Raw genomic sequence first — 19091 nt, 5'->3', positions numbered from 1 at the left:
ACGTCATCCTGAACGCAGTGAAGGATCTCCTGAATCTGGCTCAGTTCCAAGCAGTTTGAGATCCTTCGCTACGCTCAGGATGACGTACATGAGGAGTTCATAAAATAATCAGTTTTTAAGTTTCAATTTTCCATTCATAACAACAGCAGCAATTGCGCTCTGATCGTCTCAACGTCATCCTGAACGCAGTGAAGGATCTCCTGAATCTGGCTCAGTTCCAAGCAGTTTGAGATCCTTCGCTACGCTCAGGATGACGTACCTGAGGAGTTCATAAAATAATCAGTTTTTCAGTTTCAATTTTCCATTCATAACAACAGCAGCAATTGCGCTCTGATCGTCTCAACGTCATCCTGAACGCAGTGAAGGATCTCCTGAATCTGGCTCAGTTCCAAGCAGTTTGAGATCCTTCGCTACGCTCAGGATGACGTACCTGAGAAGTTCATAAAATAATCAGTTTTTCAGTTTCAATTTTCCATTTATAACAACAGCAGCAATTGCGCTCTGATCGTCTCAACGTCATCCTGAACGCAGTGAAGGATCTCCTGAATCTGGCTCAGTTCCAAGCAGTTTGAGATCCTTCGCTACGCTCAGGATGACGTACCTGAGAAGTTCATAAAATAATCAGTTTTTAAGTATCAATTTTCCATTCATAACCACACCGAGAATCGAGGTCTGATCGCAGCAATAAATCAGAGTGGACAGACGATTCTGTCGGCTGGTTGATTCAAGCCGCGGGTGCTTATTATTAATAACCAGACAATCCAGAAATGAACCCTTACTCAGAAAATCATATCCCCATGCTCCTTTTGCAAGTTGACCTCCTTTAAGCACCTGATTGAATAATATATTGCCGCTATTACCTGCTTTGCCCAGGCAAATCAAATTTCGTTTTCTGGCTAGTAAACGTTGCCCATAATCGAGCCAGCGCAGCTCTTCAAAAGGGGAAAGACCAATATGACTGTCTGTCCCAATTGCGAAGCGGCCCTGATGTTCAAGATAGGGAATTAAAGGGAAGTAACCATCTCCCAGATTACCTTCCGTTGAAGGACACAGCACCACATTCGCTCCACTTGCAGCAAGCTTTTCAACTTCATGGGGCGTAAGATGAGTAGCGTGTACCAAATTATAATGCTGATTGACTGCCACCGAATTTAATAACCATTCAACAGGTCGTAACCCCAGCACTCGCATACATTGCTCAACTTCCCCCGTCTGCTCGGCAATGTGCATATGAACAGGAACAGATTGGTCGATGGATTGACTGAGCTCAATAATTTGCTCAGGAGCAACCGCGCGAATGGAATGAATGCCTACTCCAATGTTCGCTCTCGAATAATGGCTGCAAGCGGCTTTCGAAGCCTCGTATAACTTCCAGTAATCATTCAGACTTTTGGATATAAACCGCCTCTGCTCAGGTTTAGCCGGATTTTTCAAATCATATTGCTGGTATAAAACCGGAACCAGAGTAATTGCGATGCCTGCCTGCTGTGCAGCAGAGACGAGACGCTCTCCCATTTCCGCGAGATTTCCGTAAGGCTTTCCATCCTTCTCATGATGAAGATAATGAAACTCCACCACCGCCGTATACCCTTGTTGGATTAATTCTCGATAGAGCCGAAAAGCAACTTCTTCCATTTTATCAGGAGTCATTTCCAAAGCACTGCGATACATCGCCTCGCGCCAAGTCCAAAAATCATCGCTTTGAGCCTCTTTTGAAAGGAATTCGGCAGTTCCGGCCATTGAATATTGAAATGCATGGGAATGCGCATTGACAAAACCTGGGATAGCCCAACCTTTTATTTCCTCCACCTTCATTGATTCATCAGCAATGGCCGAGGTTTTCAGGATTTTTCCCTCGCTATCGAGATAAACATAATGATTATCGAGCCAATCATTTCCATCATACAAGCTTTCAAACTTTAAGAGGCGCATTGTAATTCCCCAGACAGCTAAACTGATTTATTAGACTGTGGAATCATCAATTAATCAATGATCTTTTGCAATTTCATTATCAGAATTGTTAAGCTACACTTGAAGTACAACACTATTGAGCTATGCCACGTACCTTGGGAGAAACTGCCATTAGTTAAGGAATTTTGTCATATCAGCAAAATGTTGCATAAACGAAGATAGGAACACAAAAACCGTCTTTGCGAGCGTCAGCGAAGCAAGCTCCTAACTTTGTTCCAGGTTCAAGTTGGATTGCTTCACTTCGTTCGCAAAGACAAGGGTTCCTATTTATGCAACAATGCCTTGCGGAGATGACAGTTTAAATATATATAACCCCTTCACTTCATGACAGTGCCCCCTGCGGGAATGACGAGATACTTATGAACTTTCATGAGTTGTCTACAACGATTTTATTAATTTCCAGTCTTCTTCTGGCGGTGAGCTTTTACAATTTTATTCTGAAAAAATTCGTGAAAGAGATCAATCATCACAAACTCTTATTTACTTCCGGTGTTTTTATTTTTTTCAGTGTCCTGTTTGCATTTGAAAGTACGATTACCAGTTGGGTTAATCATAAGGACACTCAATATTTTATTAAAATCGTATTGGAATGTTTGTGGTGGTTTTCCCTTTTTTTCATCGTCAATCAGATTATCCATATTTTCATCTGGAAACGATTATTAAGGCAGTCAGGCATATTAATTCCCAAAATTTTTAAAGACCTGGTTTCCCTACTCTTTCTAATCCTCACCGTAGCGGCCATTGTCCATTTTGTGTTTGCTAAATCTGTTTTTGGTATTTTTACCGCATCAGGCGTTATGGCTATTATTCTCGGCTACTCCGCTCAAGCTACGTTAAGCGACGTCTTTGCCGGTATCGGACTGAATACGACCAAGCAATTCAGTGAAGGCGACTGGATTGTGGTCTATGGCGAAATGCAAACCCTTACCGGGAAAATTATTGATGTCAATTGGCGCTTTGTTAATTTACTTAATATTGAAGGAAATATTTTATCAATTCCCAACTCGGTGATCTCCCAATTATTTATAGAAAACCTGTCTCAACCGCATGGTATCAACAAGCAATCGCTGACCATCTCAATCAGTCAGCCCCTCTCACCGTCTCGATTTAAAAATATTCTGGTTGAAACTGCTCTGCAGTCTTCCAAAGTGCGCAATGAACCAAAGCCCCATGCGGCACTCATCGAGTGTAGCCAGGATGCAAGCACCTACCATCTGGAATACTCCACCTCGGAAGTTAATCCCATCCTCATTAAAGATGAAATCTATTCAGCGCTCTGGTATCGCTGTCTTCGCGAAAATATCCTGTTAACCGGTCATGAAATGCCGGAGAAACCTGTACTTACTCATGATGAAATCAGCCAGTTTTTACGGCAAATTGATTTATTTCATTTTTTGCAAGAGGAAGAAATTCAGCTTCTGACTCAGCATAGCCGCTATGGACTGTATGGCCCCCCTGAGCGGCTGCTCATTGAAGGGGAACACAATCACTCCCTTTTTCTTGTGTATAGCGGCTCAGCCTCTCTTTATATTAATAGCCAGACTGAAAAACCCGTGTTTTTTGAAGCCTATGAAAAAGGGGATTATTTTGGAGAAATATCAATGCTCACCGGCGCGCCCTGTCGCGGTTCTCTTTTTATAGATGAAGAAAGCATAATTATTGAAGTCACCCATGGCAATATCGCCAAGCTATTTAAGCAAAGACCAGAGCTCATGGAAAAAATGAGCGAGGTGGTTGTAAAAGGCGTCAAGGCTATAGAAAATCTGCGCCATGCCCAAATTCCGGTTGAAGGAACGGACAGGCACAGCCTGTTACAAAGTTTGCTGGCGCATGTTCGCTATTTTTTCAAACATTAGGCTAAGAGGAGCACCACTGCCGTTTAAGTTATTAAGTTATAAGTTAAGGAATTATGTCATTCCCGCGAAGGCGGGAAATCCATTCCTCAATTGGCATTATAGCTAGCAAAGAGATGGCTCCCCGCCTTTGCGGGGAAGACAGGCTGATATACAACTGAGCTTAACTTAATGGCAGTGAGGGTGGGCATTCCGTTAATAACCATTCGTCATGAGGATCCGGTTCTTTCTCCTCCTGAAAAAAGCTGCAACAAAGCTTCTCAATAAACGAGGGCTCGGTTCTAGTCAGATACTCTCTTTTTCTTCTAAGCGCTTCCATGTCTTGTTTAGAAACCCGTTTGGGTGCATTTTCCGGAGGGCATTTTGCATAGTCAAACACAAAAAAATCGGCTGTGCATTTTGAATTTTTGATTACAAAATCGAGGACTTCCTGAGCGCTTGGCTCATAATAACCCCCAAGTGTGGTCGCTTCCACCTGATGCATGGGATCATATTTAACCTCTTCTTTAAAATATCTGGCTAGCTCGTTCTTATCATAGATATAGTTGATTGGCTTGCCTCGGAGACAGACAGGATCCTTAGCCAAAGCCCATAACACCGGGCATTTGAGCCATTGAATATCGATGGCGAGAGCCTTAAGGATCCTGGAGAGAATTACCAAAGTTGTAGCAGCATTGGGTTCAATCACCACCACACCAAGAGGAACCGTGGATAAATCATATAGCCTTTTTCCTTCATCACCCTGTAAATAAACAAAGCTCACGGCAAATCATCCTTTATCGTTTTCAGCGATTATAAAAGGAATGATTAATTCTAGTCAATTAGAAAAATATTGCTCCTTTTGTACTATATATTGAGCTATTGATAAAACTCAATGCTCTATGCCTCTATGTAACTCCCCAGCTACGTCATCCTGAGCGTAGCGAAGGATCTCAAACTGCTAGAGCTGAGCCAGATTCGGAGATCCTTCACTTCGTTCAGGATGACGTAGCTCGGGAGTTACCCTCTATTTGAAAGTGTTAAAATAACGATAAATTTGAGTGAAACCCTGGCCATTCATTAAAAAACTGCACTATATTTAGACAATACTATCCATCAATTAACAACCAATAAGGCAGACATGGCATCGCAGGCAATTTCTGGTGAAGTACAGGCACTTCAAGGTTTGCTGGTTCGTACGAATGAGAACGGACAATGCAAGATTCTTAAACAAGGCTCCCTCATTCATGCAGGTGACACACTGGTTCTACTGGGAGGCGGCGATTCCCTGATTAAGTTATTGTTCCAGCCAGCTATTTCGCTTCTGCCCGATCAGGCGTACAGCTTTCAGCTTAAAGGGATTTCCCCGCTTATAAATAAAGTACCGGAAACGCCGCTTGAGCAATTGTTAAATCAAACCCAGCTGAAAAATGCGGACATCATTAAACTGATTGAACAATTAGAAGAGCCTGCCGCAGGAGACTCGCCGCTGCAAAGCGGCGGCGCCAGCTTCTATATCGATAAGCCCCTATTTAGCGCAGGGCATGTGGGTGCCGGCTATGATACTCGCTTTGCGGAAAATAGTTCGCTGTTCAATATTGAACAAAATAATGTGCTATGGCTAAAAGACCCTAAACCTGAAGCGGTTCTCAGCTTAAATGACTCTGAATTAACACTGGATGAATCCATCACGGTCAAAAATGGGGATAACAATGTCGGTCAGAGTGACCTGGTGGATCCCTTTGGTTTTGGCAAGCCTGTAAGCATCGCAGAAGGGAATATTTTGTCCTCCAGCAGCTCTCAATTTAATCAGAATGCCAGTGCAATCACCACCAGTTATGCACTGGAACTGGGTGAGTCTCCATCTGATTTGAAGGCCAGTGATGGCAGCCCAATCCAGCTGGTTCTCGAGAATAATCTGGTGTTAGGTAAAAGCGGTAATACCGTTGTTTTTGCAATTGGAATTGATGAGGGCAGCGGCAAAATCACCGTGGTTCAATATCACGGCTTATATCACAATGATCCCAACTCGCCCGATGAGAGCCTGTCACTGGCGAATCTGGTCAAAGCCAGCCTGACTTTAACGGATACCTCTGGTGACGTATCCAAGGCCACGGTCGAGATTGGCAGCAAAATTCATTTTGAAGATGACGCACCCATCATTCAAAATGTTCAGCAGACAAGTCTTGTCGATACGACCATCGGCCATCAGGTCATTAATGGAACTGTTCAGGTTGATTTCGGCAGTGACCTGGCCAAGGATTTAACCTTTAGCAGTGATGCGCTCAGGATTTTACAGTCCAGCCAATTGACGTCCAATGGCCAAGCACTTGTCTATACTTTAAGCCGCGATGGCCATAGCATCACCGCGACCGTTCAGGGTACTGATATCACTGTTTTTAAACTAAGCCTATCCGCAGTTATCCCTAACGCGGAACAAATCCGCATGCCCTCTTATCAGTTCCAATTGTTTCAGGCACTGGATCAACCCCCGAATAAAATCACCCTGGGGATCCCGATTAAAGCGATTGATGCGGATAATGACGTAGCGCAAGGGCAAATTCGTATCACGATTACCGACGGCCCTGATGCAGCAGGCGGCAACTCCTCTCTTCTAAGCTCGATTGAAGGGGATCTGGATGCGAATGCAGGCGCTTATCCAGTCAGCACTAATCACGAATTCACTATCGAAGCCGGTGTCGACCGTCTTCTGCCTGAAAGCTTAAATTTTGCCAATGGCTTCCTTGATGCCCTGCTTCAGGAGTTTAATCAGGAAGTCACCGCCGGCGGCCTGCCCCTGCACATCAGTACCACAGTGGTTAACGGCGTCATCACCCTCACTGCATTGGATAGCGCTAACGAAGTAGTTTTCCAGCTTAAATTAACTCCGGTTAATGTGGGTCAAAATATCCAGGTCACTGCGGAATTGATTCAGTATAAGCCGCTCGATCATCAGCTTAATGGCAATAGCAATGGAATCATCAGACAAAATGGCAGCAGTATCGATTTTGATCTTAAGTTACAGGCCAAAGACAGTGATGGCGATTCCCTGCAAAATCCGGTCAATCTGCATGTACAAATTAATGATGCCAATCCTCCGGTGCTCGGTGAAGACCAAATGGCATTCACTGAATCTACTGTACAACAAGTGCTCTTAGGCCAGGTTCCTCTTGATTTGGGAAGTGACAGCATTGCCACAATGGTTTTTGAAGACAGTGCCGCAATGCAAAGCTCGCTTACAGGTTTAACCAGCGGCGGGTTTCAAACGTCTTATCAAATCAATGGCAATGAACTTAGCATAAGAATTAATGACCCGCAAAGCTTAAGCAATGGTCAGGAATTACTGAAAGTGGTATTAAATACCGATGGCAGCTACACGGCCACACTGAAAGGTCCTTTTGATCAGATTAATGACATTTCTGAATTGATCCTGACCGTGCGAGCCACCGATAAAGATGGCGATCCAAGTAATCTCGGAGTTATTCATTTAACGATACAGGATGCGCCAAGCCAAAACTTCCCCACCAAGGCATCCACCTCACTCGTTGAAGGCGACTTGGCGCCTGGCACTTATCCAGTGACAAGTCCGGTCGCTGAATTTACTCTGCAAAGCAGCGGTGATCGCCTTCTTCCTGAAACAATCCGCTTTGATCCAGCCACCATCAACGATTTGCTGTCTGAACTCAGTCAGGAAATTAAAGTCGATGGTCAGCCCCTGGATTTCATTGTACAGAATAATCAGATTATCGGCTCACTGAATGGATCTGCCATTGTGGTCATCAGCCTGAGCGCTAATCAAAGCAGTAATCACTATAACGTCGATGGTTATTTAACTATCACCTTAAATGGACCGATTGATCACAATCAATTCAATAATACCGGACTGGTTCATTTGGCGGGCGATCAGATTAGTATTCAGGTAGGCGTACAGATTACCGATGCCGATGGCGACTCTCTGGCCAATCCTGCGCAAATTACAGCAAACGTTGCCGATGGCGCCCCACCCCAGCTGATTCATGTAGAAGATATTAGCCTGGCAGAACCTGTAAGCACTGGCGCCACTTCAGATTCAGCACATATTTTAATCGATATCGGCTCTGATGCGATTAAATCACTTACTTTTAATTATACCAATGGCGAAAACAGCGGCCTGCTTTCCGGAACCCATCCTGTATTGCTTGAAATTAACAATGGCGTCCTTCATGGCTATTACATTGAAAACGGGGTTGAAGTCAGTGTTTTTAATGCGACAATCACGAATCAGGGCAATCAGGCTGTCGTCAACTTTGAATTATATAAACCCATTGACCACAACCAACCCGGGCAAGACAGCGTCACTCTGCCCATGAAAATTATCGCTGTGGATACTGATGGCGACAGCGCCACTGTATCCGTTCCTGTCCATATTACCGATTCCGTCGCTAATCCTCAGGCCGTTACCGCGACTGTTACTGAGGGAGAGACTGTCCTGGGGAATCTTTCCTCCTCTTATCAGCTCAATGTGGAAGGCGGACGTCTCTACAGTTTCACCGTAAATGGTACGACTTATACTTTTGACCCCGCCCACAGCAGTTTTACTGTATCAACAGATAAAGGTTTATTAACTGTCAACAGTGATGGCAGCTGGAACCTGCAAAGCCTCGATGGACTTGATCATGATTTTGTACAACAACTCCCTGTTTCCTATACCGTTATTGACGGCGATGGCGATTTTGCCAGCAATTCACTGCTAGTTACTATCACCGATGGCAGCCCGACAACTGGAGGACAAAGTCTGGCTAATTCAATAGTAGAAGGCGATCTCGCCCCAATGACTTACCCGGTTACTGCCATTAGCCCCACACTGACAGTGGTCAATAATGGTTCTGATCCTTTTGATTTAAGTACTTTCGCCATTCAGAATCCCGCCGCATTGGCCGCTGAGTTACAAGCTGATCTGCAGTTTTTCAATTCTGTCACCGGTCAGACCGAGTCGCTGGTAGCCACAGTAGGCAATGATAGTATTGCCCTTCGTTCCAGCAGTGGTGAGCTGGTTCTGGAAATCAAACTGACTGCCATTATTCAGGCAAATCAGGATTTGTCATTGACTCAAACGATTACTCTTTATCAGCCGCTTTCACATCTGCTTTCAAATAACAGCGGCGTGGTGACTCTGGGCAATGATCAGATTCAAATTAACTATCAGGTACAGGTCGCTGATATCGATGGGGATTTACTGGTTAATCCTCTTAATCTGTCTGCAACGATCAGCGATGGCGCCAATCCCGTGATTGATAATGCTGCGACTATCGTACAGGATGGTTCAAGTGTAAGCTCGGGCACAATGGACGTTAATATCGGCAGCGATCCAATCGCCAGTATCCGTTTTGATGTAAATCAACCGGCCTTAGCTAACCTGACCAGCAATGGCTACAGCACCACCACAACGGTCAGCGATCACAGCATCAAAATTTTTGATCACAACCAGCAACTGCTGGCTGAAATTACACTGAATAATAATGGCAGCTATTCCGTCCAGTTAAATGGCCCTCTGGATCAGGGAGTTAATAATGTTTTGGCCCTTCCTTTAAATGTTACAGCGACCGATAAGGATGGCGACAGCGACAGTGCTGTTTTGCAAGTGTCCATTCAGGATGGCGCCAATCCGCAAGGCGGCCAGGTGATTAACCTCGCGGTGACTGAAGGTGATTTATCAGCCGTTAATGGCTATCCGGTCAGCGATATGAAAAGTTTCACGGTGACTGCCGGCAGCGATCGCCTTTTACCGCAATCCATTGAAATCGACAGCAGCATTATCAATACAATTATTAATGAACTGAACAGCGAATTGAAATCTGGTGGTCAGCCCATTAATTTCACCTACGATGCCAACACCCATACCATCACTGGCAGCATTGGAAGTCTGACTGTTCTCAGCTTATCAATCACTGCAAGCCAAAGCAGTAATGGACAGGATGTTGATGTGACCACTCAGTTTATCCAATATCAACCCCTTGATCATTTAACTACAGGCAATAACACTGGCTATGTGCATGTGAATGGTAATAGCTTAAGTATTAATACGCCTATCCAACTTACCGACAGTGATGGCGACAAACTGGCTGCTCCAATAAATCTGACAACCACCGTAACTGATGGCGTTCTACCCGTACTTTCCTATACAGGGGATATTACCCTTACAGAACCAGCAAGCAGCACAGCAACCACTGGAACCACCTCCCTGCTGGTTGATATTGGTTCAGACAGCATTAAAACCCTGACTTTTAATTATACCAATGGTGAAAACAGCGGCCTGCTTTCCGGCGGTCATCCCGTTTTACTCGAAGTAAACAATGGTGTACTTCAGGGATATTATCTGGAAAACAACGTTAAAGTGCCTGTTTTTAATGCCACGATTGGCAATCAGGGTGAAATCAGCTTTCAAATGCTAAAACCGATTGATCATTCTCAGTCTGGTCAGGACAGTCTTACCCTCCCTGTTCGCATTATTGCCACCGACAGTGATGGCGATAGCGCAACACTCTCAATTCCCGTGCATATTACCGATACCGTAGCACACCCGCAGGCGGTCACTGCAACAGTCATTGAAGGGGACACTGTGCTGGGTAATCTTTCTTCTTCCTACCAATTGAATGCGGAAGGTGGACGTTTATACAGCTTCACTGTGAATGGTACCCAATACACCTTTGATGCTACGCACAGCAGTTATTCCGTTAACACCGCAAAAGGCTTGCTGACAGTGAACAGTGATGGAAGCTGGAGCCTGCAGAGTGTTGATGGCCTTGATCATGATTTTGTCCAGCAGCTGCCGATTAATTATACGGTTATTGATGGCGATGGCGATTTTGCCAGTAATTCTATGGTTATTACCATTACTGACGGCAGTCCGTCCAGCGGTGGGCAAACATTGGCTACTGCGGTGGCTGAAGGTGATCTCTCACCGCTCACTTATCCTGTCAGTGTGATTAGCCCCACATTAACAGTAGTCAACAACGGCTCAGATCCCTTCGACTTAAGCACTTTCGCTATTCAGAATCCTGCCGGACTAGCAGCTGAACTACAGGCCGAAATTCAATATTTTAATCCCCTGACAGGCCAAACTGAAGCCGTTGTCGCCACTGTCAGCAATAACAGTATTGTGCTTCGTTCAACAAGCGGCGAATTGGTTTTGGAAGTCAAATTAACACCCGCTATTCTGGCTAATCAGGATTTATCAATCAGTCAGATGATCACTCTGTATCAGCCTCTATCTCATATCACAGTCAATGCAACGGGCGCGGTGGCGAATACTCTCGATCAGATTCGCATTAACTATCAGGTGCAGATAGCCGATATTGATGGTGATTTACTGGTCAATCCAGTGAATGTGTCTGCCACAGTCACTGATGGTGCTAATCCGATTATCAATGATGCCAACACCGTGGTTGTCGATGGTTCCAGTGTAAGCTCGGGGGTGATGGATTTTAATATCGGCAGCGATCCAATATCCAGTATCCGTTTCGCTGCTAATCAACCCGCTTTAGCCAACCTGACTAGCAACGGATTAAGTACGACCACTAATGTCAGCTCCAATGCCATCAAGATACTGGATTCCAATCAGCAGATAATTGCTGAAATTATTTTAAATAATAACGGCAGCTATTCCGTTACTTTAAGTGGTCCTTTCGATCAGGCAGTCAATAATGTATTGAATATTCCTTTAAATGTCATTGCACAGGATAAAGACGGTGACCAGGATACTGCTATTCTTCGTGTTTCAATTAATGATGGCGCAAATCCGCAAGGCGGAAATGTAATTAATCTCGCCGTGGTTGAAGGCAGTTTATCAGTAGCCAATGGCTATCCAGTCAGTGACGTTAAATCATTTACGATTACCGCAGGCAGTGATCGCCTGTTGCCGCAATCCATTCAGATTGACAGTACAGTTATCAATACCATTCTCAGTGAACTTGGCAGTGAATTGAAATCCAATGGCCAGACCATCACCTTTACCTACGATAGCAATACACATGCGATTACCGGCAAGATTGGTAATGATATCGTATTGACATTAACGGTCAATGCCACACAAAGCGGCAATGGTAAGGATGTGAATGTAACCACCACCTTTGTACAATATCAACCTCTGGATCACCTGCAAACAGGCAATGCGACAGGCTATGTAAGCATTAATGGTACTACAATCAGCATTAATACCCCTGTTCAAATCAGCGATAGCGATGGTGATAAGCTGGTTGCACCGGTCAATCTAACGACAACAGTAACCGATGGTCTATTGCCTGTAATCAATCCAATCGCAGCAATTACTGTCAAAGAGAGCGATATCAATGCCAGTACTGGAAATCATGCCGGATCCACTGCTGCCTCAACCGGAGAAGCGGCAACCGGCAGCATCTCTGTGCAAACAGGCAGTGATAAAGTAGTTAGCTATAGTATCGATGTGCAGGCCTTTAACTCAGGCGTTGATGGGCAATGGAAATCGGGCGGTGTTCCTATTGTGCTGTCTTATGACGCGGTGAACGATATTTATCGCGGTACTGCCAATGGAGTGAGTAAATTCACTCTAAAAATGAATGCCTCCGGAACCTATACCTTTACTTTAACAGGTTCAATCGATCATCCTGTTGAGGCAGGTAAAAATAATCTGGATGTTATCTTCTCCGTTGTTGCCAAAGATGCAGACGGCGATGTCAGTGCGGTCGCCAAGCTACCGGTCACAGTACAGGATGACATTCCCGATGCAGTAAATACCTCGTTTTCTGCGATTACGGAGGGCGCAACCACCTCAACAGTCGATTTATTGCCAACAGCTCGCGAAGGAGCTGATACGGGTAAAATCGTGTCGGTTTGGGATGGTAATACCCAATATAATATTACCGGTACTGGTGATAATCAGATTACGCTGCACAATGATGCCAATGGGCAGGTCATTGGTGTACTGCATGTTTTCGCTGATGGCCGCGTCTTTTTTGTGAGTAGCGCATCTATCGATCATGATGGCCTCAACTTGGTGAAGAATGTGCGCTTTGACGTACGGGATTTTGATGGTGATATCGATAATGCCAATATCACACTCACCATTAATGATAAAGCAGCAAGTATCGTCATCGCTGCCGCATCCGGTGTAGAAGATGTGGGACGTGACAGCAATGAAGTACTTGTAAATCCACAAGGCGGCATCCCCATCAATATGACCATTAATATTGGTGATTTAGATAATAATGAAAGTATTGGCAAAGTGCTTATTCAAGCGCCAGCAACCAGTTATGGTGATTTTTACTACAACGGCGTTCTGTTAACCACGGTCGTTGAGGGTGGTGTGACTTATTACGTGATTCCCCCGCAAGCCTTTAGCAGCACTGATCAAATCACTTATACGCTAAACGGCCTGACCTTTGTGCCCCGTGCGGATTTTTCAAGCTACACCGCCAATCTAAGCTTCAGCGTCAGAGCCACCGTAGACTATCAAGTCAATGGCAGCACGCTGTCTAAAGCAGCCGTCACTGGAACTTTGAACATTGATGTGAAAGGGATCGCGGACGTGCCGGTCTGGGATCTGGCACAAACTACCCAGCATTCAGTCGGCACAGAGGATGCCGCCAATATCCCGCTGCAAATAAAGGCCGCTTTACAGGATACCGATGGCTCAGAAACCATCGATTATTATCTGGTTAAAATTACTTCAGGGAATGCCAGCCTGATTGGAACAGGCTTAACACCGGATGCGAATGGCTACTATAAGGTCAGCCCTGCCAATCTGGCCAGTCTGCAGATCGATCCGGCCACAGATTACAGCGGTATGGTCAAAGTTTCAGCGATTGCCATAAGCAAGGAGAGTGCTAACTTCTTAAGCGGATTTCAATATGCTCAGTCTCAGCCGATTGAAGTAACCATTGATGTCAAACCGGTTGCGGATAATATTCAGTTAAATATCAATAAACCTTATGTGGTTTCCAATGAAGATGCCCCAATCAATCTGGGCAGTTTTATCAATGTGAGTAAAGCCGCTGATAATAGCGATCTCTCAGAAAACTCCTTTGTTCGCATTTCCAATCTTCCTGAAGGCGCCTATTTTTCAATCAACGGAACGACCTTGAATGTGGCCGGACTTGGCGCCGGCGTGCACAATTTATCGATTACTTATACCGACAACCAGGGACAAAGCCATACGGTTCAGTATCAATATTACAAAGATGCGGTTGACAGCAGCAAAAACTATTATCAGTTTAATAATATCGATTTTCCCGATGTTCGCCTGCATCCTGTTCCTGAAAGCAATGTCGATTTCACGATTAAGGTGCAGGCAGTGGTTATTGACCAGGCCACTTTAAGTACGGGTGTGGAAACTGATACCAGGATCACCAGCGCACAGGATATTCTGATTAACCTCAAAGGAGTATCAGACGCTCCTGTCTTTGATGTGAGCAATACTTCATGGTCAGCAATCAGTAATGGTGTAGAAACTACCATTCAGGAAGATGGCCAGGCCAGACTTGACTTTAAGCTGCTTTCAGGGGAAAAAGCACTGGCACCCACGGATACTTCAGAAACCATCACCATGGTGATTTCCAACCTCCCAGCAGGGGCTCAATTGCTGGATAGTAATGGAAATACCATAACTCTGACCTATGTAGGTCTGGATGCTAACGGTCAACCCAAATATGAAATTAATCTTTCCACCTTAAGTGATTTAATAGTTATTCCTCCGCCAAACAGCACAGCGGATATGAGTTTGAATGCTCATATTGTGGTTACAGAAAACGATGGTAATTATCTCGTTACAGATAAACAAATCGTGATTCATGTGACACCGGTTATCGATGCCGGCGACTATGCGAGGAGTTCTGCCGGAGTGGAAGACGGCTTGACTACCGTGAACTGGCGCCCGCCTGCATTTAATGATAGTCAGGAATTTATTTCAGGTCTTCGTATTGAAAATATTCCTTCAGGAGCGCAATTATTTATCAATGGTGTGGCTATTACCACGTTGGGTGATACCTCAGTCACCCTAACAACAGCTCAACTGAATAGCTTGCTGCAGGGCCAGTCCCTGCAAATACGAGCTGCCGAAGATTCGGATATGGATATTAATCTTAAGGCCATTACCTCAGTTAGCCAGCAGGATGTCAATGGCAGTCCTACTGTCACTAAAGACATAGTGGGTAACCTTCATGTTGATTTACAGGCAGTGGTCGAGGCTGACGCGACACTCAATGTGCTCACCAATAATAACGTTCCAGTCAACAATATCACTGCTTTAAATGGCACCACGGTTAATTTATCCACTAATGCGTCCTCTCAGGGCCACTTAAACTTCCAGGATCTGGATCCCTCCAGTGCAGAAGTGATTCAAACGGTGGTAATCACTGGGTTGGGAAATCAATTTGTAGTCACTGGCGGAATTTATGATGGCGTGGGTAACTGGATAGTGCCGGCCTCTGCTCTGGATAACCTGCAGATTACTTCCAAATTTGGCTACAACGGCTCAGTTAATGTCACTTTCCATGCCCAGGTACGTGACCTGGGCGATAATAATGAGCAGGATATTAGTAATCCCGCCTTTCGCTCAACCACAGTAACCATGAATTTCACTGGCGGTGGCGGCGGCCCTGGTGATCCACCTGTTGAAGCAGGTACTATTACCATTACCCCAGCAACGATTCACACTCAGGAAGATATACCTCAGTCTATCAGCAGTCAGCTTGCCTCCATGCTGTCATTGAGCAATGGCACCAGTGACGACGTCTATGCCCTGTTGATTCAAGGGCCTCTTCCCCAAGGCTTTGTGCTCTCTGGCAGCGGAGTTATCTATGATTTCGTCAATGATCGCTATGTAATTCAGGTGAGTGCTGACTCTTTGGGTAACCTGAGCGTCGGAGAAGTTATCTTGCAAACGCCGGTTGACTATTCCGGCAGCCTGCCCTTTTCTTTAAATTGGGCCGCCGCCAACATGGCCAGTGGGGATAGCAATACGGGCAGCAGTTTTGTCTCAGCCCCCCTTGATGTCGCCCCAGTGGTTGACGTACCGGCCAATCCGGCAGTGACTGATCCAAACCACACGCCCGCTGTCAGTTTACAGGTCGTTCAGACTGAAGGTTTGAATAGCGATAAGCAACCGGTGTCTGATGGCTCTGATGTGACAATCCCCAACGCAGCTTTCGAAGATGGGCTGGTGATTTTACGGCTTAATGTGGCGTCAGCGGATATTGACAGCAGTGAGCAAATTAATTCAGTTCAATTAAAAGTTGACCCTGCCAAAGGCTATTTTGTCGATAGCAATGGCCTGGCTTTACCAGTAGATGGGAACGGCTTTGTTACAGTCTCTGTGAGCGATTTAAATCATCTGCAATTTAAACCGGTTCATGATTTTAGCGGCCAGGTCAGCGTCACAGCAGTTGTCAATTTGGTTGACAATGCACTCAATAGCCAGGGTCAGACAGTGACCGACAGCGCCAGTTACACCAAGGTGATGAATTTCGACGTATTGCCAGTTAATGATCCAGTGCATTTTGGCGGTCAGTTTAATTTCAGCGGTAACGAAGATGTAGTTGGAGGCATTCCCTTATCAGGAATGACCGTCAATACAACAGATACCGATGGATCAGAAAAAATCGTCTCTCTGGTCATACGTGGTGTTCCAGAAGACTTTCTGATTAGCTCGGCTCAAAACATGGGTAATGGCGACTGGAAAATAACGGTCAATGCCGCCAGCTTTGACTTGTCCAGCATTAAAGTCATCGCTCCCGAGAACTTCAGCGGCAGCCTGGATCTGGAAGTGGTAGCCTTCACAAAAGAAGCGCTCGCCACCCTGCCTGGTTCTGGCGGAAGTCATAGTATCCATCTGGATATTAACCCGGTCAGTGATCCGGTTGACATTATTGGAGCTGGAGCCGCCAGTACTGCCAGCGGTATTGAAAATGGGCAAATTAGTATCAATCTTAACTTTCAGGCTCGGGATAATGTAGACAGTTACAACGGCTCTGCGACCAATGTACAGGAGAATGCTCCGGAATCCTTGCTCATCACCGTAAAAGGTGTACCCACTGGCTCAGAAATCCAGCTGCCAGCAGGGGTTAACGGCACACTGGAAAGCAAAGTCTATGACAATGCCAGCGGCGAATGGATCTGGACTTTTAAAGTTAATGCCGCAAATCTTGGCAGCATCATTTTCCTGCCCGGTGATTTTAACGGGAATGCAGTATTAACAATACAGGCACAATCAGTAGATAACCAGGCGGCTCCAGGAGCAGTTCGTGAAGTCAACGTGGCAGTGGATATCACTGCGGTTAATGACGCACCGGTTAATATCCATCCCGCAGCATTTGACGCCCTGGAAGATCAAAGCGTCGTGCTCAACAATATTCAGATTAGCGACGTGGATGCGCGTGAAGCGAATGGCAATATGACCGTAACCCTCTCCGTTGAACATGGAGTACTTACACTGAATGGCCCTTTAAGCGGCATTATGCTCACCGGCAACGGCAGCAGTACAGTCACACTTGTTGGCCAATTGGATGCGATTAATCAGGCACTCAACGGAAACCTGAATTATCAAAGCAATTTAAACTATAATGGCTCAGACTCACTGGTCATTAATACCAATGACAATGGCAACTCCGGAGGACCTGCGCTTTCAGCAGTATCTACTGTGCCGATTAATATCGCAGCAGTTAATGATGCCCCAGTTAATATCACACCTGCGATTCCTCTCGAGGCAGCAGAAGATCAGGTTCTGACTATCAATACCTTGAGAGTAAGCGATGTGGATGCAGGCTCGGGCGCGATAACTATCACTCTCGGTGTTGAACATGGTTTACTCAGTTTGGCTGGGAGTGCCGGCGGGGTTACTGTATCAGGTGAATTCACTAATCATCTGGTTTTAACAGGAACCGTCAATGATCTGAATGCTCTCCTTACCACAGGAGTTCAATATCAGGGTCTGGCCAATTATTTCGGGCCTGATGCACTGACTATGACCAGTAATGATCTCGGTAATACTGGCGGTCCGGCACTAAGCGATACTGATATTGTAGATATTGTGGTCGCGGCACGAGCAGACAATCCGGAAATGACTATTCTCTATCATTCAGTAGTAGCAGCGCTTGCCGTGCTTATTCCCTTAAATATTCAGGCAGAGGTTGTGAATCCTGCAGCCAATGAATTAAGGGTGCGTCTGGATGGCTTGGGCGATGCGATTCCCGTCGATGAAAACGGCAATCCTCTGGGCCAAATGCTGGCTCAGGGCTCCTGGGAAATTTCAGCCGGTCATTTGCAGCAATTACATCTGCAGAATGTAAGCGAAGGCGAGCATACAATCACCGTAACCGCTATTTCGGATGTCGGCGATAATAACCCGCAGGAATCGGCTTCGCAGACTATTGATCTCAATGTGGTTAATTCAAGCCTCAATGATCTTCAGAATACTCAGGATGATCACAGCAACACGCATCTGGTCGGCTCTGAACTGGAAGACGTCTTGCGAGGGGTCTTTGGCGATGACATGCTGGATGGAAAAGGCGGTAATGATTTGTTACTAGGCGGTGATGGAAATGATATTCTCATCGGCGGTAAGGGGAATGATACACTCACTGGCGGTGCGGGCCACGATATCTTTCTCTGGCAGGCCAACGATCATGGCGTTGAGGGCAGTCCGGAACGTGATGTCATTACTGATTTTAATCCTCAGGAAGACAAGCTCGATTTATCACAGTTGCTCAGCGGTGAAAATGAGTCCAATCTCTCGCATTATCTTCACTTTGCCTATGATGCTGATTCAGATACCACTACGTTGTCGATTAGCTCACAGGGCCATTTTGATGGTACAGAAGTGACACCCTTAGACGTGACGGCAAAAACTGATCAGGAAATTGTGATTAACGGCGATTTGGTCGGACCTGCAACGACTCAGGCCGAGATTATTAATACCTTGTTTGCCGCCCAGCAAATTGTTGTGGATGTTTAGTGTCACTGCCATTAAATTAGCTCAAATGTATATAACTGTCCTCCGCGAAGGCGTTGTTGCGTGGATAAAGATGAATGCACAAAAAACCGTCTTTGCGAGCGTTAGCGAAGCAATCCAGATCCTAACTTTATTCAGGCCTCGATCTGGATTGCTTCACTTTGTTCGCAAAGACAACAGGACTTTGTTCGCAAAGACAACAGGACTTTGTTCGCAAAGACAACAGGTTTGCTGCTTGGTTCTATTTACGCAACAATGCCTCGCGGGAATGACAAATTTCCGTAACTTATTGGCAGCGCCAATTACAAAACGCGCAGCCCGAGTGAAAG

General features: G+C 45.5%; 4 protein-coding genes. 2 read left to right on the top strand and 2 right to left on the bottom strand.

The window, feature by feature from the left end; translation table 11 throughout:
- Window positions 1-621: 621 nt before the first annotated feature.
- Window positions 622-1932: a formimidoylglutamate deiminase gene (hutF, locus tag E1O89_RS14685; RefSeq protein WP_133140812.1), complete on the bottom strand. Its 1311-nt coding sequence runs from the start codon at window positions 1930-1932 to the stop codon at window positions 622-624.
- 398 nt (window positions 1933-2330) lie between these two features.
- Here hutF and E1O89_RS14680 point away from each other — a divergent pair, with 398 nt between their 5' ends.
- Entirely contained in the window at window positions 2331-3827 is a 1497-nt protein-coding gene (locus tag E1O89_RS14680) for a mechanosensitive ion channel domain-containing protein (protein WP_133140811.1), read from the top strand.
- 160 nt (window positions 3828-3987) lie between these two features.
- Here E1O89_RS14680 and E1O89_RS14675 read toward each other — a convergent pair whose 3' ends face one another.
- On the bottom strand, window positions 3988-4587 hold the full coding sequence (locus E1O89_RS14675) for a hypothetical protein (protein ID WP_133140810.1): 600 nt from the start codon (window positions 4585-4587) through the stop codon (window positions 3988-3990).
- Between the two features lie 357 nt (window positions 4588-4944).
- Between E1O89_RS14675 and E1O89_RS14670 the strand changes: the two genes are divergently transcribed.
- Window positions 4945-18765: a DUF5801 repeats-in-toxin domain-containing protein gene (locus E1O89_RS14670; RefSeq protein WP_133140809.1), complete on the top strand. Its 13821-nt coding sequence runs from the start codon at window positions 4945-4947 to the stop codon at window positions 18763-18765.
- The last annotated feature ends 326 nt before the right edge of the window (window positions 18766-19091 follow it).

Source organism: Legionella genomosp. 1 (assembly GCF_900640215.1).
Classification (GTDB): Bacteria; Pseudomonadota; Gammaproteobacteria; order Legionellales; family Legionellaceae; genus Legionella_C; species Legionella_C quinlivanii_A.
Note: the sequence above shows the minus strand (reverse complement) of the source record. Positions and strands in the feature narration are given on the sequence as shown.